Below are 21,988 nucleotides of genomic sequence, written 5' to 3'. Positions count from 1 at the left end.
GTAGTGAAAACAAATGAAAGAACGTTCCGCTTATGCGCCAAATAGTAACACAGTCCTGATAATTTGCTCGCGCCGACGAAGGTCTCAGACCCGAGTCTTCTCCCACTGGCGGTCCAGCCGTTTAACAGACACCGGCATGACCGTGCCCAATTGCTGGGCAAAGAAAGACACCCGGTACTCTTCCAGCATCCATCGATACAGCACCAGTTCCGGATCCCGTACACCCTGGCGCTGCTGCTCTGCCTGTTTACTGGCGTAGCGCGACCAGAGCGGCTCGATCGTATGAAGAAACTCCCGCTCACGCCCCATTTCCCGCGGCATTTTCTCGAAACGGACAGACGCGGCTTCGAAGTAGCGGCCAAACTGTTCCAGCCACTGGGTCGGGGTGGCGACCAGAAAGCCCGGATAGACCAGGTTCTGAAGCTGGAATTTCAGGTCCGCCATACTGTTCGCCTGCGCCAGGCTGATCTTGCCTTTCAGCTGTTTGGCCACAGCATGGTAGCCCTTCATCGCCTGGTGGAGCCGCTCGTCCGCCTGCTCCAGGGCCGGGATGAAATCCCCCCGCCCGCCGTCGAAGATAGCTTCGAACTGTTGCCGGTCACGGGGCAAACGGTCCGACAGAAAGTGTTCCATGGCCGTTGCCACCAACAGGTCATCCAGCAATACCCTGGCCTGCCCCACCGGCGCAAACATTAACGCTGAACCCTTGAAGTACGGTAGCTTCCGCTCCAGATCATCCAGGGTGTTGCCGAACCGGTTAAGCATCAGCCGGGCGACCGCCTTGCGGGTAGCATCCTCTGCGGTCAGCGGGTCCAGGTAGCGGGCCTGTTTCACGGCTTTACCAAGGTCTTCCAGCGCCGGGTAGACCGTCACCTGCATACCGCCTTTTTCGGTCTGGACTGAATTCGGGAGCGACCCGAAATCCCAATCGACATACTCCTGCTCCGACTGGGAGTCGTCAGGTGTCTGGGCAGCGGAGGCCAGGGCCGCCTCGGCCTTGCCTTCAAGCTGGTCCTGCAGCACCGAGGTTTCCCGCCCTTCGGCCATCACCTTATCGCCGTCCCCCATTACCCGGACGTTCATCCGCAGGTGTCGGGGCAGCTCGTCTTCCGGCCAGGCCTCCGGATCAATCCGCACTCCGGTCATTCGCCGCAACTGCTCACCCAACTGGATCGCCAGGGGTTGATTGGACGCCTGCATATTCTCCAGGGCGGCGTCCACGAAATCCGGGACCGGCACAAAATTCCGACGCAGCGACTTGGGAAGTCCTTTGACGAGGGCGATGCATTTCTCCCGTAGCAGTCCTGGCACCAGCCACTCCAGTCTGCGTGACGGAATCTGCTTCAGCGCCATCAGCGGCACCTGCAGGGTGACACCGTCCCGCTCACTCGTGGGCTCAAATTCGTAACTCAGGGGATACTGCACACCTTCCCACTCGAGATAATCCGGGTACAACGAGTCCGCCTGCTCGTCCACCGGACGCTGGAGGATGTCCTGCTCGGTGAGCTCCATGTTTTTCAGCTCGTCAGCACTGAGCCCCTTCCACCAGGTTTCAAAGTGGCGACCGCTGACTATGTCCTCCGGCAGACGCTGGTCGTAGAACGCCACCAGGGCTTCGTCATCCACCAGCAGGTCACGACGCCGGGTTTTCTTCTCCAGATTCTCGACCGTATCCAGCAATGCCCGGTTACGCTCGATGAACGGGGCCCGGGAGCGGTAATCACCTTCCACCAGTGCGCGCCGGATAAACAGCTCCCGACATTCCTTCGGGTTTACCTTGCTGTAAGGGATACGCCGGCGCGGCACCACATCCAGGCCGTACAGGGTGACTTTTTCATAGCCCATGACCTGTGCACGCTTCTGCTCCCAGTGGGGCTCAAAATAATGGTGCTTCACCACATGCCCTGCCAGGGGCTCGATCCATTCCGGCTGTATGGCGGCCACCATGCGGGCGAAGACACGGCTGGTTTCGACTATTTCTGCCGCCACGATCCATTTGGGGGCACTTTTGGACACCTTGGAGCCGGGGAACAGGGTCACCTTGCGGTTGCGCGTGGCCAGGTACTCGCGCTTTTCCACCTTGACCGCGACCTGCCCCAACAGGCCCGCCAGAATGGCTTTGTGCAGGGAATCATAAGATGCGGGTTCCGTGTTGAAAGCCAGTTTCTGTTCGCGGCAAATCAGGGTGAGCTGACGGTGGATATCCCGCCACTCGCGCATGCGCATCCAGGACAGGAAGGTTTTCTGGCAAACCTTCTTGAGCTGATTCTGGGACAACTCCTGCCGCTGTTCCTCATAGAAATTCCACAGGTTGAGCAGGCTGGCAAAGTCTGACTCCTTATCATTAAACGGCGCGTGGGCCTGGTCTGCAGCCTGCTGTTTTTCCTGCGGGCGTTCGCGGGGATCCTGGATGCTCAGGCCGGCGATGATCACCAGCGTTTCCGCCAGGCTCCCCAACTCCGCGGCGGTCACCAGCATTCGCGCCAGCCGGGGGTCCAGCGGCAACCGTGACATGGTGCGACCAAGGCGGGTCACCTGACGCTTGTCATCGACAGCGCCCAATTCTTCCAACAGCTTATAGCCGTCATTGATCAACCGGCGGTCCGGCGCCTCCAGAAACGGGAAATGACGAATTTCCCCGAGGCCGGACGTCGCCATTTGCAGAATGACAGAGGCCAGGTTGGTGCGAAGAATCTCCGGATCGGTGTATTCCGGGCGATTGATATAATCCGTTTCATCGTACAAACGGAAACAGATACCCGGCGCCACCCGGCCGCAGCGCCCTGCCCGCTGGTTGGCACTGGCCTGGGAGACGGGTTCAACCGGCAGGCGCTGAATCTTGGAGCGCACACTGTAGCGGCTGATGCGCGCCACGCCGGTGTCGATGACGTAACGAATCCCGGGTACCGTCAGCGACGTTTCCGCCACGTTGGTGGACAACACAATGCGCCGGCCCCGGTGCCCCTGGAAGACGCGATTCTGCTCCTGGTTGCTCAGACGGGAATACAGCGGCAACACCTCAGTGTGCTTCAGATCCACGTGGCGCAACACCTTGCTCAGGTTGCGGATCTCCCGCTCACCCGGCAGGAATACCAGAACATCGCCCGGAGGTTTCTTCTCCTGCCGTTCGTGCTGCTCAATTTCCCCGATAGCGCTGATCACCCCGTCCGTCCAGCTCTGGTCGCGGTCATCCTCATCGCCGGTCAGGGGGCGGTATCGAACATCCACAGGATAGGTACGACCGCTGACCTCAATGACAGGCGCGTCACCAAAGAAATGACTGAAGCGCTCAACCTCAATGGTTGCCGAGGTGATGATCACTTTCAGGTCGGGCCGCTTGGGCAGCAATTGGCGCAGGTAACCCAACAGGAAATCGATGTTGAGACTGCGCTCATGGGCTTCATCGATAATCAGGGTGTCGTAACGATCAAGGAAGCGGTCATGCTGGACTTCCGCCAGCAGGATGCCATCGGTCATCACCTTGACCCGGGATTGCTCGGAGGTGTTATCGGTAAAGCGAACCTGATAACCCACCTGCTGACCGGTCTGCTCCCCCAGCTCCTCGGCAATGCGCCCGGCCACACTGCGTGCCGCAAGTCGCCGCGGCTGGGTGTGGCCGATCAGCCCACGGATGCCCCGGCCGCTGTTCATACAGATCTTGGGGATCTGGGTGGTCTTGCCTGAGCCGGTTTCACCGGCAATGATCACCACCTGGTGTTTTTCAATCGCGTCACGGATGTCATCCACCCGATCCGACACCGGCAGGTCCGGCGGAAAGGTCGCGGGCTTGTGCAGCGCCTGGCGTTGCTGCACCCGCGCCAGCCCACGATCAAGCCAGCCCGCCATTTTCTCCAGGTCTTTTTGCCCTGGCTTCCCCTTCTTCCGCGCCAACAGCTTGTGGATGCGGGCGGCCTCCTGCTGATTGCAGGCGTCCAGTTGCTCCATGATGGCTTTGACCACAGCCTTGCTGTCCGGAGTGGAAGCCTTATCCGGTGTGGCAGATGCTGATTGCGACGGGGTCCGGGACATGAACAGGATTCACCAGTGTCGAGAGAGATCAAAAGGAAATTGGCGCCAGTCTAACGGGAACTGCCTGCCTGTTAAACGAAAAAACCCCGCCAAAGCGGGGTTTCTGGACCGTAAAGCCTGCAAGCGCAGGCTTTGACCGGGTTTTACTCTTGGCCTCTATCAGGCGTTCGCTTCGTCACGCAGCTCGCGACGCAGGATCTTGCCTACGTTGGTCTTGGGCAACTCGTCCCGGAACTCGAAGTTCTTCGGCACCTTGTAGGCGGTCAGGCGCTCACGACAGAACTCTTTCAGTTCGTTCTCGGAAACACCGTCGGCGGTCGCCACCAGGTATACCTTGACGGCCTCGCCACTTTTGGCATCCGGAATACCCACGGCAGCGCACTCAACCACCTTCGGATGGCTGCTTACCACGTCCTCGATCTCGTTCGGGAAGACGTTGAAGCCGGATACGATGATCATGTCCTTCTTGCGGTCCACGATGCGGATATAACCGTCTTCCTGGATCAGGGCAATATCACCGGTCTTGAGATAGCCATCCTCGGTGAAGGATTTCTGGGTATCTTCCGGACGCTGCCAGTAGCCGCGCATAACCTGTGGGCCCTTGACGCAAAGCTCGCCAGGCTCGCCCAGCGGAGTCTCGTTTCCTTCGTCGTCGATGGTCTTGATCTTCGTGGACGGAATCGGAAGACCAATCGTACCCAGCTGAATAGCGCTGTGCGGGTTAAAGGTCACGACCGGTGATGTCTCGGTCATGCCATAGCCTTCGCTGATCTCACAACCGGTGACGCGCTGCCACATCTTGGCGGTGTCGCTGGTCAGCGCCATACCACCGGAAGAGGTCAGCTTCAGTCCGCTGAAGTCCAGGGCCTTGAACTCGTCGTTATTGCAAAGCGCCACGAACAGGGTATTCAGGCCCAGGAACGCGGTGAACTTGTGGTTCTTCAGCTCCTTCACGAAGCCCGGAATGTCGCGGGGGTTCGGAATCAGCACGTTGTGGGCGCCGGCTTCCAGCATGATCCCGCAGTTCAGGGTAAAGGAGTAGATGTGGTACAGGGGCAGCGGCGCGATCACCACTTCCTGACCTTCCACCACGATGTCTTCCATCATCGGGCGGGTCTGCAGCAGGTTGGCCACCAGGTTGCCGTGGGTCAGCATGGCGCCCTTGGCCACACCGGTGGTACCGCCGGTGTACTGCAACACGGCAATGTCGTCCTGCTTGCATTCAACCGGGGTAAACTTTTCCCGGGCGCCGGCACTCAGCACCGCAGGCAGCTTATGGGCCTGAGGCAGGTTAAACGGCGGCACCATCTTCTTGACGTGTTTGACCACGGCATTCATCAGCGTACGCTTGATCGGTGAATGCATGTCGGCAACTTCAGTCACAATGACATGCTCAATGCCGGTCTGCGGCAGCACCTTCTCGGCGTTTTCCGCCATGTTGGCAAGAACCACCAGAGCCTTGGCGCCGGAATCGTTGAACTGGTGCTCCATCTCCCGCGTGGTGTACAACGGGTTGGTGTTCACCACGATCAGTCCGGCGCGCATGGCGCCGAAGACCACTACCGGGTACTGACTGACGTTGGGCATCTGCACGGCGATGCGATCGCCGGGCTTGAGATCGGTCTTGTTCTGCAGCCAGGCAGCAAAGTTACGGCTCTGGGTGTCGAGATCACGATAAGTCAGGGTGGCGCCAACAGCACTGAATGCGGGCCGATCGGCGTATTTCTTCACGGCCTGCTCAAATACATCAACCATGCTTTTGTATTTGTTCAGGTCAACCTCACCGGGTACACCAGCGGGGTACTTGTCCTGATAGAACTGCTCGAAATCCATCACCATCTCCTGTTTGGCGCTTGTGTTTATAATGATTTACCAGTGTCGTTGTGATCAAAAAATCAACCCGACAAAAGTATCAGCCGAAAAATGAGGGGGAGAGAATAGCAGTTTTAAGAACAATGAGGTAGTTTTCAGAGCACACCTGTTCTGGACTTTTTAATCTGCATAATCGTGGAGCAACCGATGAGCGAAACACCGGATACCCTTCAAAATATCACCTACGACGAACTTAATGAGGGCGATTCCGCCACCTTCAGCCGCACCCTGACGGAAGACGAACTGGTGCTGTTCGCGGCCGTGTCCGGTGACGTGAACCCGGTACACCTGGACTCCGAGTTCGCCGCCGAATCCATGTTCAAGGAGCGCATCGCCCACGGCATGTGGAGTGGTTCACTGATTTCCGCTGCGCTGGCCACGGTGATGCCGGGCCCGGGAACGATTTACATGGACCAGAGCCTGTCCTTCAAGCGCCCTGTCAAGCTGAACGATACCCTCACGGTCAAACTGACGGTGCTGAAGAAAGAATCGAAAAACCGGGTCGTGCTCGATTGCGACGTTCGTAACCAGAAGGACGAAAAAGTGGTCAGTGGCGAGGCAAAGGTCATTGCCCCGACCAAGAAAGTATCGCTGAAGAAGCCCCGCCTGCCGAAAATCATCATTGAGCACTGATCAGCCCGGCAGGAAATCGATCGGGAACTTCACCTTGCGGGCCGCCACGTCGTCGGCCCCAAAGTTGAACAACTGAACCCGGGTCGCGATACGACGCTCAAGTTCCGGGTGATCCAGCTCCGAACTGACCACCTCACACCGGGAAACCGAACCGTCCGGCTCAATCACCAGCTCCAGCAACACCTTGCCCTCCAGGGTGGGATCCTGCCTCAGCTCACGGCGGTACAGCGAGTACAGGGCGGTTTTCTGGGCATCAAATACCTGGCGGATATTGCTCATTCCCCGCTCATCCGGGCCCCGGTCCGGCTTTGCCACCGGCTTCGGCGCCTGCTCAGGGGCGACCGCCACTTCACGGACCTGATGCTCCTCAACCTGTACCTGCTTTGTCGGACCACGATCGCCCGCAACACCACCACTGCCACTCAGGGCCTCACCAGCCCCGGGATCGTCGCTCTGTAAGTGACCGGAGTTGTCGGATACATTGGCAACCAGAGCTGGCTCCGCATCAGACTCAGGGGCGCGCAATGCCGCCAACTGATCTTTCATGGCCAGCAATCCCGAACGTGAGGCCGTTGCCCTGGCCTGCTCGACGGATTGCGAATCGGTCTCCTCACCCGGCGCCGGATCTGGCGGCTGACGCACCTCTTTCCGACTGTCCGGCGCTGGCTCCTCCTCCAGTTTCTCTGCCTTTTCCGGTTCGGGCTCCGGATCCTTGACCGGCTCGGGCGCACTGACCGGTTCCGGTGGATCCTGTTTTTCGATCAGCCGTGCCAGCCGGGGCGGAACATCCGCACTTTCATTCCGGTCCGGTTCCGGCACCTCCGTCAGCGGGATCAGGATCGCAGGCGGCAAGCACAGCACGAGCATCAACAACAGACTCAGACCGAAACGACCGGTTTCCCCGTTTTCCGGCGTCCAGGGCAGCTCCATCCGATTGCGGCCAGGCTCAGCCATTGCGGACCTCCCCATCGGATTCGACCGCAAGCCTCACCCGGCGGTACTGCTGATCAACGCAGGTCTGCATAATCTTCCGTAACAGCCGGTAGTCGGTGTCGCGCCCGGCCATGATGGTCACCTCGAACCCCTGCTCCGGCACCTCACCCCGGCGCTCACGGTGCCACGCCAGCTCCGCCGACAGGCCCGTCACAACGGCATCTCCCGTCTCAATGGCGTCCAGATGAGCCACTTCCCGGCCCTGTACCAGAACGGACCGGCCCATGACCTGAACAGTCAGGGTCTCTTCTGCTTTCTGCTGCGCAGAGGACAGAGGCAGCGGAACATCCGAGTTGTTCTGCATGACCTTCACATCGGAGGAGTTGACCATCAGGAAGAACACCAGGATGGTGAAAATATCCATCAGCGACACCAGGTTCAGGCCCCCGGTGCGGTGCATGCGTCGATAATGCCGCTGCATGCGGCGGGAACGACGGGATGTTTTCATGTGCCCTCCGGGGCGTCCGCCAGGGCGACATCCGGAAACAGTTCTGCCTCCACGCGACTGGCAGCGACAACTGTCGGATAGGAGCGCACGGTATCCATGGCGGTCACCAGGGTCTGATAGTCAATATCCGGCCCGACCTCAAGCACCACATCCGTCTTGTCCGGTACCCTCGCCTTGATACGCTTGAGGGTCTCAAGCAGGCCAGCGAAGTCCTGTTCGCGTTCCTGTAACGGCAGGGTGCGGATAACGCCACGCTCGCTGTCGGAAATCTCCATTCCCTCGGGAATCAGCGTCACTACCAGTCGCAACTGTTCGGCGGAGGGCGCCTGCCCCGGCTCCATGCCCGGAAACTGCAGCTCAATGGTCCGGATCTGGCTGAACACCATCCCCAGCAACAGCACCGGCACCAGCACAATCATCAGGTTCAGAAAGGCGGTAATATCCAGCTCCGGGCTGTTCAGGGCCCGGCGATGTCTGCGTCTCATACTGTTAAATCCCGGCTCAGGCGGCAGATTGGCTGGCGCCCGAATCTGAAATGATGTTCAGTAACTTCACCCCGGCCATCTCGAAGCTGTCGACGATTTCATTTGTGCGTGTCTGCAACAGCGCGTGGAACATCAACAGGGGTATCGCGGACATCAGGCCGAACGCGGTGGTGTTCATGGCCACGGAGATGCTTTCGGACAACAGCGTGGCCTTCTGGGCCGGATCCGCTGCCGCCACGGCGGTAAACGCGGAAATCAGACCAATAATGGTGCCGAGCAGCCCCATCAGGGTGGCAATATTGGCCAGGGTGGCCAGGTACTGGGTGCGTTTTTCCAGTCGTGGCAACACCTCCATCAACCCCTCTTCCATGGCGTATTCAATCTCTTCCCGGCGGTTGTTGTTCAACAGCCGTCCGATTCCCGCCCCCATAATGGAAGCAATGGCGCTGTCGGAGCTGCTCGCCGCTTTCATCGCGCGCTGATAGTCCCGCTTCTGCAGCAGCGGTAAAATGCCCCGCTCGAAGGCCCGCCGGTTACGGCGGCGTACCGACCCCAGATAAATAAAGCGCTCCAGGGTTATGGCAAGGCCGATCACCAGTACCACAGCAATGGGATACATGAAGGGGCCACCTTCCTGAAAAAAACGAATAACGGTTTCCAGCATGTTCAGACTCCTGCAGTTACGGCGCAGACTGGTATGAATCCGGTGACGGATCCAGGGTTTCACGAAATATCCGATGACGCTCAAGGGCCAAAGGATCCAGGGGTTCAAGCAAATCGGGGGCGTGATCGTCCAGTTTTGCCCGGGGCCGTCGCGGCAAGGTGGGCGGCTGCCAGGGCAGGATGTACAGCACGCCGGGATCATCATCCCGGGAGTGAGCCGTTATTCCTTCAACGCTCAGAGCCTCGGCGGAACGCTCACCGGGATCATCCGCCAGGGCGTATCCGCCGGTCACAACCATGATGATGAGAGCCCTCATCAAGGCACAGGGCATTCGGCTAACCATCTACTGCAGCCTCCGTTCCAGGTCCGCGATCCATCCCGCCACCAGCTTGTCCTCGCTATCGGTCAGCGCCCGATAGCGACGGTAATGTTCCAACGCTGTGTTGAGATCAAACAGATAGAGTTCGGAGATGACCGCAAGGTTGTAGTGCAACTCGGGTGTTTCCGGGGCTAATTCGATACCGGAGCTCAGCAGCCTGGCGGCTTCCCGGAACTGCCCTTGTTCCCGTAATGTCAGTGCCTGGTTGTTCATCGCCACGATGTCTTGACTGGTGGCCGTCTCCGCGCCGGAGTTTTCCGGCGATTGCTCCGTGCCGGGCTGGCTGGCGCAACCAGCCATCAGCCCCAGACAAAGCAGCACCACCAAAAACCGGAATTCATGCGTCATCATCAGGGTCCTCCTGTGTCATCCAGCGCACCTCCCGGGCGTACCGCCCGGGAAACAGCGTTGCCAGCGCTTCCAGGCTCTTCGCGATCCACTCGCTGTATTCTCCATCCGCCAACCGCTCATGATTGCGGGCGTGAAGGTCGATGGCTTTCTCTTCAAACGGGTAGGCTTCTTCCTCAAGCAGCATCTGGTATTGCGCTCGCTCAAGTTCTTTCAGCGCTTCCGGGATGTCAGACGTCATCAGGTCAGCGGCCAGGGTTCGATAGAGCTCGGCGTGACGGAACAACGCTTCGGACTGCAGCCTTTCCCGATCCAGCCGGCTGGATTCCACGAAGCGGTCCCGCGCCTGCTCAAGCGCTGCCTGTTTGCGCGCCAGCGATTGTTCCAGGGGGTGGACGAGTGCTATGGCCTCAAACTCCATGGCGGCTGATTGCCCCAGCGCCATGGCCGCATCAGCCGACCATCGCAGGGTGTCCGCTGAATGCCACTGGCTGTCGAGTTCAGCGCTCACCAGTTGCTTCTGGAACCTTCCGGGCGATATATCCGATTCCACCAACCGCTGGCGCATTGTCTGTAAGCGGATATGCTCGCTGGCGTTTGCGGGTTCCCGGGAGGCATCCAGGTATTGCTGATAGAGATCGTTGCGACGATCCACCGCGCCGCCTTCGTGGAAGAGCTCCGCTGCCCGCAGCTTGCGGGGCCAGGCATCCACCTCATGGACGGCCGCATCCATCAGTTCCGATGCGGCCCGGACAGGCTGGCCGGACCTGGAGTAAGCCAGCACCAGTTTATCGCTGATTGCAGCCGTCAGGCCGTGTGCGGGGAAATCGGAACGGAACCGGGTCAACTCGTTGATGGCAGCCGGCCATCGTTCCGCCTGAAGCAGGCTGTTGGCAGCATCGTAGCGTCCCTTGATGGCAATATCCGAACCGGGCAATACCTGATCCACCCGCTGGAAATGCGCCACGGCGGAATCGGTATCCCCCGCTTCCCATGCTGCCTCTCCCTGACGGTAGACCGCCGTGGCCAGCTGCCGTTGCACTGCTTCTGCCTCATCCGGATCAATCCCGGTCAGGCGGTGCTCTTCGATCAGCGTGGCGGCATTGCGCCAGGCATGCTCTGCCTGCCCATGGCGAGCGGCCCTGGTATGGACTTCGCCAAGCACCAGCCAGGCGCTGTACTTCTCCTCCGGAGTTGCGGAGGCCTGGGTCTGGACTTGCTCAGCAAAACGGCGTGCATCGCTGTAGGCTTCCTGCTCCAGCCAACGGTTGGCAATGTCAGCATTGAGACCGGACAGCCTGGCATCACCCGGAAAACGATCCGCCAGTCGCTCCGCCGCCAGGGACAACTGCTGGAGACTGGTCTCAAAGGCTATCCGGCTGTCGAGTCCGTCCCGGTGAATGGTGACGGCTGCCCAGGCGGCGTCATCTGCATCAGGGTACGAGTCGAGGTGATAGGCCGCCTTCAGGTAGTTATCAAGGGCACTTTGGTACTGTCCCGCCTGCAACCGGGCGTCACCTGCCAGCCTCAGTAAGTCACCCGTTTCAGCCGCGCGCTTACTGAGCCCTTCGTAGTACGCTGCCGCCTTCGCAAAGTGGTTGCCAGACGCACTTTCACCCTGCTGGTAATAATAATCCGCCAGCCTGCGGCTCAGCGTCTGCCACAGCGACTGATACGATTCCGACAGCTTGCCGTACTGCTGATCATTTCCGTACGCGGCAACATAGGCTTCCCGCGCTTTGCGAACGCGGCCGGGGTTATCGGCCATGGACCAGACATCAATCACCTGTGCCATGAAAGCCGGCGCCTCGGGGTGATCCGGTTGCCGCCGGACAAAGGCCTGATTGACCGCAACGCTGTCTGCGAACCTGCCGAAGCTGGCGTAATGATCTGCCAGCCGGTCAAAGATCAGATAGTCATAGGGCCTGGGTCCGCCGCTGGCCAACCAGACAGTCAGGGCGTCAATTCCCTGGGTGTCGGCGGCCATCAACGCCAGTACCCGCAAGGTATCATCGACGAGTTCTGTATCGCTCGCGGGCAAATGCGTCATGCTTGTGGCATCCGGCAACTGCTGATCAAGCACCGCCAAAAAGGTGGACGCTGCCCGACCCCATGCTGGCTCACCCTGCTTGTACTGGCTCCAGCCTTGCATATAGCGGGCTTTGAGTTTGAGCCTGTCGCCACCAGTCCCGGAAATCAGCCGGTTGTATTCCGCCTCGGCTTCGGCGTATGCCGCCCGGGAAAACGCGGCTTCCGCGGTCCGGAAACGGGCCTCGGGAACCAGGGGGGATTTCGGGTACAACCCGGTTAATTGCTTCAGCCGCTGAATGGATGCGTCACCCTGCCCCACATAGGCGTGGGCTTTGGCCATCTGGTACAGCAACTCGTCCAGCTTCCCACGGAACGATCCGCTTTCGATGATGGATTCGTAACTGTCGAGGGCTTCCCGGTACAGTCGTTGCTCTTCTGCGTTATCCGTCTGAACCACCTGACCGGACACCTGCTGAATGTTTGCCAGACGGTTCAGGGCATCAATCCGGACTTCCGGTTTATCGGACGAGTCAAACAGGCGCTGGTAGCGTCTGGCTACCTCCGTGGGTGATATGGCCGGCATCGGGCGCGACTCGAACTTCAGGAATACCGGCCGCATGTCGGCAATGGTTTCACCATCACGACCGAGTTCCACCCGGAATGACTCCTGGGCACTGACCCCGGACACACCGCCAGCCACCAACCACAGCGCCATCAACGACCACCTTGGCACATTCATTCCAGAGTACGCGCTCATCACTGGTCACCCCTTTCGAGCGATTCCAGCGCCAGATATTCGTACAAATGAGCAATCTGCTGTTCGGTTTTATCCAGCCCATGGCCCATCCGTTCATCCTGCCGTGCGACGAACGCCAGGGTCTTTTCATCAAGCACGGCTTCCGCCCGCACCCGCAAACCGGAGGCTCGCGACTGCAGCGCACCAAGTCTGGAAATAGCGGCCTCGGTGCGTGTCAGCAACCGCTCCAGCACCGTATTCCGTCGTGCCAGCCTCTCATCCAGTGTCGCCAGGGAAGATTCCGCATCTTCCAGCACGCTCCCTGCACTGGCCAGGGATTCCAGTTGCCGCGGATCACTGATACCGGCCTCCAGCCTTTGAATCCGTTCGCGCAACGCCTCAACCCTGTCCATCAGCGTGGCCTTCCGGTCACTGGCGGCTGCCGGAGGTGTTGCGAGACGGGCTGTCAGGGAATCACGAAAAACGCGAAGGTGACTCGCGTTTGCTTCCAGCGAATCTGCAAGCCCGGTCAGCCCTGACACCCGGGCAACGGCATCCTGGGCCGCCGGGCTTTCCATGAATCTCAACAGGTAAGCCATGCGCGGCTGTGTGAGGGTGCGATTATCCGCCAGAAACCATTGCGCGTCGGAAGACCGGGCGTCCTGAACCAATGCTTTCCAGGCGCCATCCTGACGAATGCGGGAGGCCAGCTTACGCAGGGTCACCCGTTCGCTTTCAAAGGAAGCATTCGCGGCAAGATACGCTTCACCCGCCTGCCCGAGATAACCGGAGAGGTCATAGCCCCGCCCGATTCCCAGCCAGGCATCTTCCACCCCGGGATAAGCCAGGGGGTACTTCTTCGCACGATGCCAGGACTGCATTGCTTCGCGATGGTTGTTCCGCGCAGCCAGCGCCAGACCATGGAAATACAGTGCGCGAGGCGTGTAATAGCTGTCGAGGGGCACCTGCTCAAGAAAACCGATGGCCTTCTGGTATTCTTCCTGCTGGTAAGAAAGGTAACCCGCGCGCACCAGCAGCTGACTTCGCAGATTGGTGCTGCGCTCGCTGACGGTGTCCTGCTCAGACATCGCCAGGGCGACGCGAAGGGCAACCAATGCACGGGCCGGATTGAGATCCCGCTTGCTGTAATCCGCCGCAAGATTCATGTAACCAAGGGCGGCCCAGTAACCGGCTTCCATGCCCGACAGGAGCTGCCCCGCCCTGTCCCGGTGACCTGCCCGACGTTCCAGTTCCGCCTGCTCGTAAAGCGCCCGCTGACGAACCTCGCCACTGCGCCCTGACGCCATCTGAGCCTTGAGCCAGGACGCCGGATCTCCACTGAGATTGCTGGCGTAAAACAAGGCGCGCTCCGGCTGACCCGAAGCCAACGCGAACCTGGCCAGGCCTGCTGCCAGCGATGGCTGGTCACGTTCGCTGGCCGTAACGGAGGACAGCGGCATTGCCGCAAGCAGCGCCGTGAAACTGAACCATTGCACACAAACTCGCCAACGACGGCCTACCAGACTGACAACCATGGTCCCTACTTCCACTCCCTGAAAGAAACCTGCGGCTCGTAATCCGGCGCCCTTGCATCCAGGGCTACCTGGATACGGGATTCCCCTGGCTGCTTGCGGAAACGGTGAGTTGATTCACGCCTGACATAGCGATCATCCGGGGCCCGGGCAGTCAGCACCGTTTTGAGGACATGGTCACCGTGGGGAAGATTTCCGGTATACAGCTGCTGGACACCACCCTGCTCAAGGGCGGTGAGTTCCCGGTCTGAGTAGAGGTGAGAGGCAACCGGGGTGTCATCAACGTACAGCTCTACGGAATCCAGCATCAGGGCATCTTTGCGGGCAAGTGTCAGAAATACTGTCACCTGGGTGTCGGCCGGATGGAGAATGTCTTCCTCAAGCGCGAAAACCTCCACCGCCAGGCTTGCGACGTCTGCCTTCAGCTGACTGATCTCTGCGTCCAGCCCATCGGCAGCCGCATGGCTGGGGGAAAACAGGGTATGGCCAAGAACGACCAGAAAGATGACGGTGAGTCTGAACCGGCCCCGACTCGAAACGGGGCCAGTAGCCTGCTCTGCGGCGAACATACGCTTCCTGCCTCTTGTTATGCACCGTTACACACTGACAAGAAGCGTAACACCCGGTTACTTTCAAGAACGGTATCCAGATCACCAATTGGACAACTCGACGTGTCGACTTATTTGACGGATATTCAGGCGGGACTTGCGGAAGCGATTCAGGGGAAAGAGTACGGCAGCCTACTGCCCTGTTATACAGGGAATTAACTCAAGTGGCCCCGAAATTGCTCCGGGCGAAGTAGCGGGGAAGCCGTGACAGCAACCCCGTTGTTTAGATGCCGAGCTTTGCCGATGCACTCAACCGCATCGGCTTTTTTTATTTACTCAACTGCTTCATGGCCGATTCCAGGCCTTCAATGGTTAACGGATACATGTGATCGTTAACCAGTTGCCGGGTCATGCCCAATGAACCGCCGGTTCCCCAATAGCTCTCCGGCAGCGGATTAAGCCACACCACCTTGCGGAAATGATCGGAAATGCGCTGGAACCAGGTGGCGCCGGCCTCTTCGTTCCAGTGCTCAATCGAACCACCGGGGTGGGATATTTCATAGGGCGCCATGGTGGCGTCCCCCACGAAGATCACTTTGTAGTCCGGGGTGTACTTGTTGAGGATATCCCAGGTACTGGTGGTTTCGTTCATGCGGCGGATGTTGTTCTTCCACACGCTTTCATAGACGAAGTTATGGAAGTAGAAGTACTCCATGTGCTTGAACTCCATACGCGCGGCGGAGAACAGTTCCTCGCAGACACGCACGTGGGGATCCATGGAGCCACCGACATCAAAGAAAATCAGCACCTTGACCGCATTATGCCGCTCGGGAACCATTTTCAGGTCGAGGTAGCCGGCATTTCGGGCCGTGGAGCGAATGGTATCGTCCATGTCCAGTTGGTCCGCGGCGCCCTGGCGGGCAAACTTGCGGAGCCGGCGCATGGCGACCTTGATGTTCCGGATGCCCAGCGTGATGCTGTCATCCAGATCCTTGAATTCGCGCTTTTCCCAGACTTTGACCGCCCGACCCTGACGGCCACCCTTCTGACCAATCCGGAAGCCTTCCGGGTTGTAGCCGTCGGCGCCGAAAGGCGAAGTACCGCCAGTACCAATCCACTTATTGCCACCGGCATGGCGTTCCTGTTGCTCTTCCATGCGCTTCTTGAAGGTTTCGATCAGTTCTTCAAGACCGCCAAGAGAATCGATTTTGGCCTTGTCTTCCTCACTGAGATGCTTCTCGAATTCGGCCCGGAGCCAGTCATCGGGAATCAACATCTCCATCAGGTCCTCGAGATTCTCGATTCCCTCGAAGTAGGCCTTAAAAGCACGGTCAAACTTGTCGAAGTGGCGCTCGTCCTTTACCAGGCACAACCGTGACAGGTAATAGAACTCCTCCATATCCGCGAAGGCCAGCCGGTTTTGCAGGGCCTCCAGCAGATCCAGAAATTCGCGCAGGCTGGCGGGCACTCTCGCCCGCCGCACTTCGAGAAAAAAATCAATCAACATAAGGTGTAGCTCTTGCTGAATGTCAGCTGCGACGACGAGCCATGAAGGCCAGCTTCTGCAGCAGGTGAACGTCCTGCTCGTTCTTCACCAGGGCGCCGTACAGCGGCGGCAATGCAGAGCTGGTGTCCTTCTCCTGCAACATTTTGGCAGATAATTCATCCGCCATCAGCAGTTTCAACCAGTCGATCAACTCGGAGGTGGATGGCTTTTTCTTCAGGCCCGGCACCTTGCGCACGTCAAAGAACACCTCCAGGGCGTCCCGTACGATTTCCTGTTGCAGCCCCGGGAAGTGCACGTCCACGATGTCTTGCATGGTGTCGTGATTCGGGAAGCTGATGTAGTGGAAGAAACAGCGACGCAGGAAGGCGTCCGGCAGTTCTTTCTCGTTATTACTGGTGATCACGACGATGGGCCGCTGCTTCGCCTTCACGAACTGCTGGGTCTCGTACACGTAGAATTCCATGCGATCGAGTTCCAACAGCAGGTCGTTCGGAAATTCGATGTCGGCCTTGTCGATCTCGTCAATCAGCAGCACCACCTGCTCGTCCGCCTCGAAGGCTTCCCAGAGCTTGCCCTTGACGATGTAGTTGCTGATGTCCTTGACCTTCTCATCCCCCAGTTGGGAATCACGCAGGCGGGACACCGCATCGTATTCGTAGAGCCCTTGCTGGGCCTTGGTGGTTGACTTGATGTGCCAGGGAATCAGCCTCAAACCCAGGGCTGAGGCCATTTCTTCCGCCAGCAGTGTTTTGCCGGTCCCGGGCTCGCCTTTAATCAGCAACGGGCGTTGCAGCGAGATAGCCGCATTCACCGCCATCTGCAGGTCATCAGTAGCTACGTATTTCTCGGTACCGGTAAACTTCATTCTGTTGGTTCCTGTTCGGTTATCTGTTTGTCCGCAGCGGAGTATAAAGCCTTGCCCTGCCAGTGATAAGGGCTAACGACGCCGCTCCGGCCTTATGGTTTGGGTTCTTCCTCGTCCTCCGGCTTGTCGCCGTCGGCGGGAGGGGATTCCGGATCATCACCGTCCTCGGCGTCTGGAAGATCATCGAACTCGGAGAGATCAAAGTCTTCCAGACCGAAATCTTCGGCGTTTTCGTCGTTATCGACCTCGGCGCTGGCCACCGGGATTTCTTCTTCTGGCTCTGGCTTGGATTCAGGTTCAGATTCAGGCTCGGGTCCGGGTTCCGGCTCGGGTGCAATCACCGGCACCTCCTCGTCATCCTGACTTTCCTCGCCTTCCTTATCTTCAGTGTCGGTTTTGGTGTCGGTGTCAGGCGCTGCTTTGCGCTTGCGCCGCACAACGGCATATACCCCACCAGCGAGAATAAAGATCAAAACAATACCGCCTGCGCTCATCGCCCAAAGCGGCACAGCCAGGTCGGATTCCTCCGGTTCTACGGGGTCGGCCCGGGGCTCCTCGACGGCACTGATATCAATAGGCCCGGCGCTGGCGCTATCCTCTTCAGGCTCAGGCTGTGGCGGCTGAGCGGGCTCTTGCTCACCTTCTGCCACAGACTCTGGAGCGTCCTCCTCAACGGGTACCACGGGTTCGGTGACCGCCGGCTCGTCTGATGGCGCGGAGGAAACCTGGTCTTCCGGAACATCGAAACGGCTGACACCGGTGAACTTGCGGGAGAACGTCTGACCGTCAGCAACCACATCAATCACATACTCCCCGGGAGACGGCATTCGCCCGATGGTGTCCCGGTAGACCCCGTTTTCGGGCGGCTGCTCCCCGGACAGACCCTTGGTCCCGCTGCGGTCATCCTCGGAGGTGATGGTGACACGAACGTCGATGACATCCAGAAAATCCGGATCGGTGAGTTGGTCCTGATCTTCAAAAAACGCTATCTGCAGCGCTAGCGGTTCTTCTTCGGAGAATTCCGGCGGCAGCGGGCTCACCACCATGCGCAAGTCACTGACAACAGTTACCCGGCTGCCTTCGCCAAGCTCACCGTTCAGTCGCCACTGCCCTTCTTTCGGGTCGGTGACAGTAATCAGGTCATAGCCGGATTCCCGCGCCCAGCGCATGGTATCACCCGGATTGCCAACCACAGCCATGTTGCCATCCGGGTCTGTTAGCTGAAGCTCACGGGTATCACTGGTTTCGTCCTCACCCCAGAAAATCAGTGCGGTAAATTCCTGCACGCCGCTGTCGACACTGAACCGGTTGCCTTCGATGGGCACCTGCTCCTGGGGCACGGCGGCATTCAGGGCTTTCAGAAAGGCGCGGTTCAGGGCATCGGCGGAAGGCGCAATACTGTGGCTGCCCCCGGTTTCCCCCGCCAGGGTTTCGAGAAACCCGACATCCGCTTCGCTGGACAACGCCACCGTATGGAACGTTGCCCCTTTGGCGATCAGCTCATCCAGCAGCGGCCCCAGAATGCGTTCACGCTCGGCCTGATTCTCCTGGTCACTGTCAGAGATATCGACCTTGCCGTCGGTCAGCAGGATGAAGTCCGTATTGGCCAGATCCCCATCGGTAAAATAATCGTCGCTGGCGACTTCAATGGCCTCGCCCAGATTGGTGCGAAGGGCAACGGAATTGATCTCTGAGGACCGGTTGATCATCCGTTCCCGCCAGCTGTCGTCAACGCGATCCCGGGGAACCAACATGTTGACGTACTGACCGAAGGTCCAGAGACCGGCGACAGCGTCTTCCGGCAGCATTCTGGCAAGCAATCGCACGGCCGGTTGCCGGAGATTGTCAGGGTCGTTGTCTTTCATGGACCCGGATATGTCCACGATAATGCGGACATCCGCGCCCTCGGGAAGCTGAACATCGCCTGCTTGCTGGGCATTTGCCCACACCGGCAAGCTGAGGGTGACAACGAGACAGACTCTCAGTATCCAGCGCATCGTGACTCCGTTTTATTATTGTTCTTTACGCTTACCGCTTCACCAGTCGATAGCGAACCAGGTCCAGCAACCACACCAGTAGCATCACCAGCGCGGCAATACCCAGGTTCAGCACTGCCCTGCCCGCGGCATCCGCATCGCCAAGGATCAGCTCGTATCCGCCATACAGCCAGGCCGGTACCCACCAACCAGCCACATCGGCGGATTCCACCGGGGTCAGCAACAGCACCACCAGAGCGGCCTGCAGCAAGGTGCGCAGGCCATACAGCGGCAGCATCCGGAACAGCCGGGACACCATGTAAAAGAAAACCACAAAGGAAACGGCGTAGAGCGCCCAGAAAATGCCGTATGCGAGTTGAGCTTCAGTATCGATCATTACAGGACCCAGTGAATTATGTGTTCTTCCCAGTCTTCTTCCGGCACGCCACCTTCCGAGATCACGCGATGGCGAACCGAGACTCCGGCCTCATGAACTGTCTGCGGATCACCCGACCGTAGCGGGTGCCAGTCCGGCAGCGGGCGGTTTTCCGCCAGTGTCCGGTAGGCACAGGTAAACGGTAGCCAATGATAATCCGCAAGCGCGTCAGGTGTTAGTACGGTGCAGGCCGGAACTTGCTCCAGCCGCTGAGGATAGACCGTACAACGGCAGGTATCCGTGTCCATGTACCGACAGACCAGATCGGTGTAGTACACGTCTCCGGTGTCTTCGTCTTCCAGTTTGGCCAGGCAGCATTTGCCACAGCCATCGCACAGGGATTCCCACTCAGCAGGCGTCATCTCGTCCAGACGTTTACGCTGCCAGAAGGGAATCTCTGCAATCATGACTGCCGTTGCTCCGGCTTTTTGCGGAAATCCACCACGTAGCTGTCGTTTTCCTCGGGCATCTGCAGGTAGAAGTCCTTGTCCGCGATAGCATTCAGCACCTGACTGCCATCGGTACGGGCCAGCTTCCTGTCAGGCGTCATCACCAGATCCATGGCGTGAACCGGCGCTCCGAAAATACCGCGCAGGCTCTCTGGCAGGTCATCCCATACCTGGCCCCGACGCACGTAAAGGTAGGTGTCCGCCTTTTTGCTGCTGCGAAACACCGAAACAAACTGTTTATCCGTCATGATGTCAATAAATCCTCAAGCTGTTCACGAACCGGTGCAATAATCTGGCTGCGCCAGCCACTGGTAAATAGTCCGGCCGACAGGTCACGCTGGTGAACCACGGCCTCAAGTCGTTTACGGGGCGCCAACAGTTCCACGGGCACATCCGCCGCCTCCGCAGCCTTCACAATGAGTCGCTTGAGCTGCTTGTAGAAGGCTTGCTCCTCACGGGTCAACGGCGCTGCAATCTGTGGCAGGTCCGTTGCATCGGCCTCACACCCTTCAGCAATCAACTGCAGTATTTTATCACCGTAACGGCGGGTCACCGGCTGGGGCAGTCCCTGGATGTTGGACAGAGCCCGCAGGGAATCCGGCAGGCGTTCGGCCATGGCAATCAACAACGGATCGGCGACCACGCGGCCCCGGGGGCGATCACGGAGACGGGATTCTTCTTCACGCCAGCAGACCAGCTTCTGCAGCACCGCCTGCCGCTGCGGATTTAACGTCCAGCCACCGCGGAGTTTGAGGTAGTGGTTCTGTGGATCATCCTGCCCGGATAGCTCAGCGGCAAAGCGGGCGGACTCATCATACAGGGCCTGCTCGAGGTTTCGCTCCCGGAGATTCGCCACGACCCAGTCGTACATCGGCGCCAGGAACCGGATATCGTCCAGCGCATAACGCTCCTGGGCCGCACTCAGGGGGCGGGAAACCCAATCCGATCGCGTGGCGGATTTATCCAGAGTTTCTCCGAACAGGGTCTCCACCAGGCGGGCATACCCCATGGAAAAGCCAGCGCCGGCAAGTGCGGCCCCGATCTGAAGGTCCACGACACCGGCGGGTTCAAGTTGCAGCCAGTGCCGGAACAATTCCAGATCCTCGCTCATGGCATACAACAGCTTCGGGGAATCGGCGTCCGCCAGGATTCGCCTGAATTCTCCGGACTGCTCGGCAACGCCGGGATCCACCAGGCAATACTCACTGCCCAGACCAAGCTGGACCAGCCCGGGAATCGGAAAGAAGGTGCTGACCCGCTCAAACTCGGTGTCCAGTGCCAGGAACTCGCCTTCGCCACCGGCGAGCCAGCGGTCGAGATCCTCCGGCTCGCGTAACCAGTGAATAGTGGCAGGCGCAGCGGGTGCCGTTGCGACTGGAGTCGTGAAAGCCATAGAAAAGTGCCCGATCAGTCTTTAGTCAGCCAGGGGCTTGCGCCCTCGGAATGCGTGAGTCAGGGTGAATCCGTCGACATACCCGAGCTCTCCGCCCACGGGAATGCCATGGGCCAGCCGGGTAATCAGAACGTCTTTACCGTCCAGACGGTCGGCAATGTAGTGGGCCGTGGCCTCACCCTCTACGGTAGGGTTGGTTGCCAGGATCAATTCCTTGACGCCCTCGGCCTTGATGCGCTGTAACAGCCGCTCAATACCAATTTCCTCCGGACCGACACCGTCAATTGGCGACAGGTGCCCCATGAGCACGAAGTAGCTGCCACGGTAATCGCCAGCCTGCTCGATGGCCAGGAGATCGGAGGGGCTTTCCACCACGCACAGGGTACCGGTAAGACGAGCGGGATTCTCGCAGATGCCGCAGACAGGGGTATCGGAGAAGTTCTGGCAGCTATCGCAACGGCGGACGCCGGACATGGCAGTGTTCAGCGCCTCTGACAGCCGGAAACCGCCGGAACGTCCCCGTTCCAGCAGGTGAAATGCCATGCGCTGGGCGGTCTTCTGCCCGACCCCAGGAAGACACCGGAGCGACTCCACCAGTTCATCGACCAGCGGGCTAAACGCCATGCAACATCCTCATGTAATTTATAAACAAAAATATTTAACC

Annotated in this window: 20 protein-coding genes; 1 reads left to right on the top strand and 19 read right to left on the bottom strand. The window is 59.2% G+C overall.

From position 1 onward, the window contains the following. Positions 1–84: 84 nt before the first annotated feature. Complete coding sequence (gene hrpA, locus ACJO5Y_RS04205) at positions 85–4,029, bottom strand: ATP-dependent RNA helicase HrpA (protein WP_406985175.1); 3,945 nt, start codon at positions 4,027–4,029, stop codon at positions 85–87. 159 nt (positions 4,030–4,188) lie between these two features. Beyond that, positions 4,189–5,862 carry an AMP-binding protein gene (locus ACJO5Y_RS04200; protein WP_406985174.1) on the bottom strand — a complete coding sequence of 558 codons (1,674 nt, stop codon included), beginning with the start codon at positions 5,860–5,862 and terminating at the stop codon, positions 4,189–4,191. Between the two features lie 186 nt (positions 5,863–6,048). Here ACJO5Y_RS04200 and ACJO5Y_RS04195 point away from each other — a divergent pair, with 186 nt between their 5' ends. Further along, positions 6,049–6,534: a MaoC/PaaZ C-terminal domain-containing protein gene (locus ACJO5Y_RS04195; RefSeq protein ID WP_406985173.1), complete on the top strand. Its 486-nt coding sequence runs from the start codon at positions 6,049–6,051 to the stop codon at positions 6,532–6,534. Here the strand turns inward: ACJO5Y_RS04195 and ACJO5Y_RS04190 are convergent, their stop codons facing one another. From ACJO5Y_RS04190 to recR, 17 genes are all read right to left on the bottom strand, one after another. Continuing rightward, the gene (locus ACJO5Y_RS04190) at positions 6,535–7,488 is read right to left on the bottom strand and encodes an AgmX/PglI C-terminal domain-containing protein (protein ID WP_406985172.1); all 954 of its coding nucleotides are present in this window, start codon (positions 7,486–7,488) and stop codon (positions 6,535–6,537) included. It lies immediately after the preceding gene. Next, positions 7,481–7,975, bottom strand: a complete 495-nt coding sequence (locus tag ACJO5Y_RS04185) for an ExbD/TolR family protein (RefSeq protein WP_406985171.1) — start codon at positions 7,973–7,975, stop codon at positions 7,481–7,483. The genes ACJO5Y_RS04190 and ACJO5Y_RS04185 overlap by 8 nt, the downstream gene beginning before the upstream one ends. After that, positions 7,972–8,460, bottom strand: coding sequence for a biopolymer transporter ExbD (locus ACJO5Y_RS04180; RefSeq protein ID WP_406985170.1), 489 nt, complete (start codon positions 8,458–8,460; stop codon positions 7,972–7,974). The genes ACJO5Y_RS04185 and ACJO5Y_RS04180 overlap by 4 nt, the downstream gene beginning before the upstream one ends. A gap of 16 nt (positions 8,461–8,476) precedes the next feature. Further along, a complete protein-coding gene (locus ACJO5Y_RS04175) occupies positions 8,477–9,124 on the bottom strand; it encodes a MotA/TolQ/ExbB proton channel family protein (RefSeq protein WP_406985169.1) in 648 nt (215 codons plus the stop codon). 16 nt (positions 9,125–9,140) lie between these two features. Beyond that, the gene (locus ACJO5Y_RS04170; protein ID WP_406985168.1) at positions 9,141–9,467 is read right to left on the bottom strand and encodes a hypothetical protein; all 327 of its coding nucleotides are present in this window, start codon (positions 9,465–9,467) and stop codon (positions 9,141–9,143) included. Then, positions 9,468–9,854: a hypothetical protein gene (locus ACJO5Y_RS04165; RefSeq protein ID WP_406985167.1), complete on the bottom strand. Its 387-nt coding sequence runs from the start codon at positions 9,852–9,854 to the stop codon at positions 9,468–9,470. After that, positions 9,841–12,639, bottom strand: a complete 2,799-nt coding sequence (locus tag ACJO5Y_RS04160) for a tetratricopeptide repeat protein (protein WP_406985166.1) — start codon at positions 12,637–12,639, stop codon at positions 9,841–9,843. Before ACJO5Y_RS04160 ends, ACJO5Y_RS04165 begins: the two co-directional genes overlap by 14 nt. Next, positions 12,639–14,153 (bottom strand): tetratricopeptide repeat protein, encoded by a 1,515-nt coding sequence (locus tag ACJO5Y_RS04155; protein ID WP_406985165.1) that lies wholly within the window; start codon positions 14,151–14,153, stop codon positions 12,639–12,641. Before ACJO5Y_RS04155 ends, ACJO5Y_RS04160 begins: the two co-directional genes overlap by 1 nt. A gap of 5 nt (positions 14,154–14,158) precedes the next feature. After that, on the bottom strand, positions 14,159–14,719 hold the full coding sequence (locus ACJO5Y_RS04150) for an AraC family transcriptional regulator (protein WP_406985164.1): 561 nt from the start codon (positions 14,717–14,719) through the stop codon (positions 14,159–14,161). Positions 14,720–15,026: 307 nt separating this feature from the next. After that, positions 15,027–16,205 (bottom strand): vWA domain-containing protein, encoded by a 1,179-nt coding sequence (locus ACJO5Y_RS04145; protein WP_406985163.1) that lies wholly within the window; start codon positions 16,203–16,205, stop codon positions 15,027–15,029. 22 nt (positions 16,206–16,227) lie between these two features. Next, the gene (locus ACJO5Y_RS04140) at positions 16,228–17,070 is read right to left on the bottom strand and encodes an AAA family ATPase (RefSeq protein ID WP_406985162.1); all 843 of its coding nucleotides are present in this window, start codon (positions 17,068–17,070) and stop codon (positions 16,228–16,230) included. A gap of 92 nt (positions 17,071–17,162) precedes the next feature. Then, on the bottom strand, positions 17,163–19,067 hold the full coding sequence (locus ACJO5Y_RS04135; protein ID WP_406985161.1) for a VWA domain-containing protein: 1,905 nt from the start codon (positions 19,065–19,067) through the stop codon (positions 17,163–17,165). Between the two features lie 31 nt (positions 19,068–19,098). Beyond that, positions 19,099–19,443, bottom strand: a complete 345-nt coding sequence (locus tag ACJO5Y_RS04130) for a hypothetical protein (RefSeq protein WP_406985160.1) — start codon at positions 19,441–19,443, stop codon at positions 19,099–19,101. Continuing rightward, on the bottom strand, positions 19,443–19,889 hold the full coding sequence (locus ACJO5Y_RS04125; RefSeq protein WP_406985159.1) for a YcgN family cysteine cluster protein: 447 nt from the start codon (positions 19,887–19,889) through the stop codon (positions 19,443–19,445). The genes ACJO5Y_RS04130 and ACJO5Y_RS04125 overlap by 1 nt, the downstream gene beginning before the upstream one ends. Next, complete coding sequence (locus ACJO5Y_RS04120) at positions 19,886–20,179, bottom strand: YcgL domain-containing protein (protein WP_406985158.1); 294 nt, start codon at positions 20,177–20,179, stop codon at positions 19,886–19,888. The genes ACJO5Y_RS04125 and ACJO5Y_RS04120 overlap by 4 nt, the downstream gene beginning before the upstream one ends. Next, positions 20,176–21,324, bottom strand: a complete 1,149-nt coding sequence (locus ACJO5Y_RS04115) for a ribonuclease D (protein ID WP_406985157.1) — start codon at positions 21,322–21,324, stop codon at positions 20,176–20,178. The genes ACJO5Y_RS04120 and ACJO5Y_RS04115 overlap by 4 nt, the downstream gene beginning before the upstream one ends. 21 nt (positions 21,325–21,345) lie before the next feature. Then, a complete protein-coding gene (gene recR / locus ACJO5Y_RS04110) occupies positions 21,346–21,948 on the bottom strand; it encodes a recombination mediator RecR (RefSeq protein WP_406985156.1) in 603 nt (200 codons plus the stop codon). Positions 21,949–21,988: the final 40 nt, after the last annotated feature.

Source organism: Marinobacter alkalisoli (assembly GCF_045449855.1).
Lineage (GTDB): Bacteria > Pseudomonadota > Gammaproteobacteria > Pseudomonadales > Oleiphilaceae > Marinobacter.
Note: the sequence above shows the minus strand (reverse complement) of the source record. Positions and strands in the feature narration are given on the sequence as shown.

What these genes read in the sequence shown, in the direction of transcription:
- hrpA (WP_406985175.1), bottom strand. Translation starts at nt 4,029, where the DNA reads ATGTCCCGGACCCCGTCGCAATCAGCATCTGCCACACCGGATAAGGCT.
- ACJO5Y_RS04200 (WP_406985174.1), bottom strand. Translation starts at nt 5,862, where the DNA reads ATGGATTTCGAGCAGTTCTATCAGGACAAGTACCCCGCTGGTGTACCC.
- ACJO5Y_RS04195 (WP_406985173.1), top strand. Translation starts at nt 6,049, where the DNA reads ATGAGCGAAACACCGGATACCCTTCAAAATATCACCTACGACGAACTT.
- ACJO5Y_RS04190 (WP_406985172.1), bottom strand. Translation starts at nt 7,488, where the DNA reads ATGGCTGAGCCTGGCCGCAATCGGATGGAGCTGCCCTGGACGCCGGAA.
- ACJO5Y_RS04185 (WP_406985171.1), bottom strand. Translation starts at nt 7,975, where the DNA reads ATGAAAACATCCCGTCGTTCCCGCCGCATGCAGCGGCATTATCGACGC.
- ACJO5Y_RS04180 (WP_406985170.1), bottom strand. Translation starts at nt 8,460, where the DNA reads ATGAGACGCAGACATCGCCGGGCCCTGAACAGCCCGGAGCTGGATATT.
- ACJO5Y_RS04175 (WP_406985169.1), bottom strand. Translation starts at nt 9,124, where the DNA reads ATGCTGGAAACCGTTATTCGTTTTTTTCAGGAAGGTGGCCCCTTCATG.
- ACJO5Y_RS04170 (WP_406985168.1), bottom strand. Translation starts at nt 9,467, where the DNA reads ATGGTTAGCCGAATGCCCTGTGCCTTGATGAGGGCTCTCATCATCATG.
- ACJO5Y_RS04165 (WP_406985167.1), bottom strand. Translation starts at nt 9,854, where the DNA reads ATGATGACGCATGAATTCCGGTTTTTGGTGGTGCTGCTTTGTCTGGGG.
- ACJO5Y_RS04160 (WP_406985166.1), bottom strand. Translation starts at nt 12,639, where the DNA reads ATGAGCGCGTACTCTGGAATGAATGTGCCAAGGTGGTCGTTGATGGCG.
- ACJO5Y_RS04155 (WP_406985165.1), bottom strand. Translation starts at nt 14,153, where the DNA reads ATGGTTGTCAGTCTGGTAGGCCGTCGTTGGCGAGTTTGTGTGCAATGG.
- ACJO5Y_RS04150 (WP_406985164.1), bottom strand. Translation starts at nt 14,719, where the DNA reads ATGTTCGCCGCAGAGCAGGCTACTGGCCCCGTTTCGAGTCGGGGCCGG.
- ACJO5Y_RS04145 (WP_406985163.1), bottom strand. Translation starts at nt 16,205, where the DNA reads ATGTTGATTGATTTTTTTCTCGAAGTGCGGCGGGCGAGAGTGCCCGCC.
- ACJO5Y_RS04140 (WP_406985162.1), bottom strand. Translation starts at nt 17,070, where the DNA reads ATGAAGTTTACCGGTACCGAGAAATACGTAGCTACTGATGACCTGCAG.
- ACJO5Y_RS04135 (WP_406985161.1), bottom strand. Translation starts at nt 19,067, where the DNA reads ATGCGCTGGATACTGAGAGTCTGTCTCGTTGTCACCCTCAGCTTGCCG.
- ACJO5Y_RS04130 (WP_406985160.1), bottom strand. Translation starts at nt 19,443, where the DNA reads ATGATCGATACTGAAGCTCAACTCGCATACGGCATTTTCTGGGCGCTC.
- ACJO5Y_RS04125 (WP_406985159.1), bottom strand. Translation starts at nt 19,889, where the DNA reads ATGATTGCAGAGATTCCCTTCTGGCAGCGTAAACGTCTGGACGAGATG.
- ACJO5Y_RS04120 (WP_406985158.1), bottom strand. Translation starts at nt 20,179, where the DNA reads ATGACGGATAAACAGTTTGTTTCGGTGTTTCGCAGCAGCAAAAAGGCG.
- ACJO5Y_RS04115 (WP_406985157.1), bottom strand. Translation starts at nt 21,324, where the DNA reads ATGGCTTTCACGACTCCAGTCGCAACGGCACCCGCTGCGCCTGCCACT.
- recR (WP_406985156.1), bottom strand. Translation starts at nt 21,948, where the DNA reads ATGGCGTTTAGCCCGCTGGTCGATGAACTGGTGGAGTCGCTCCGGTGT.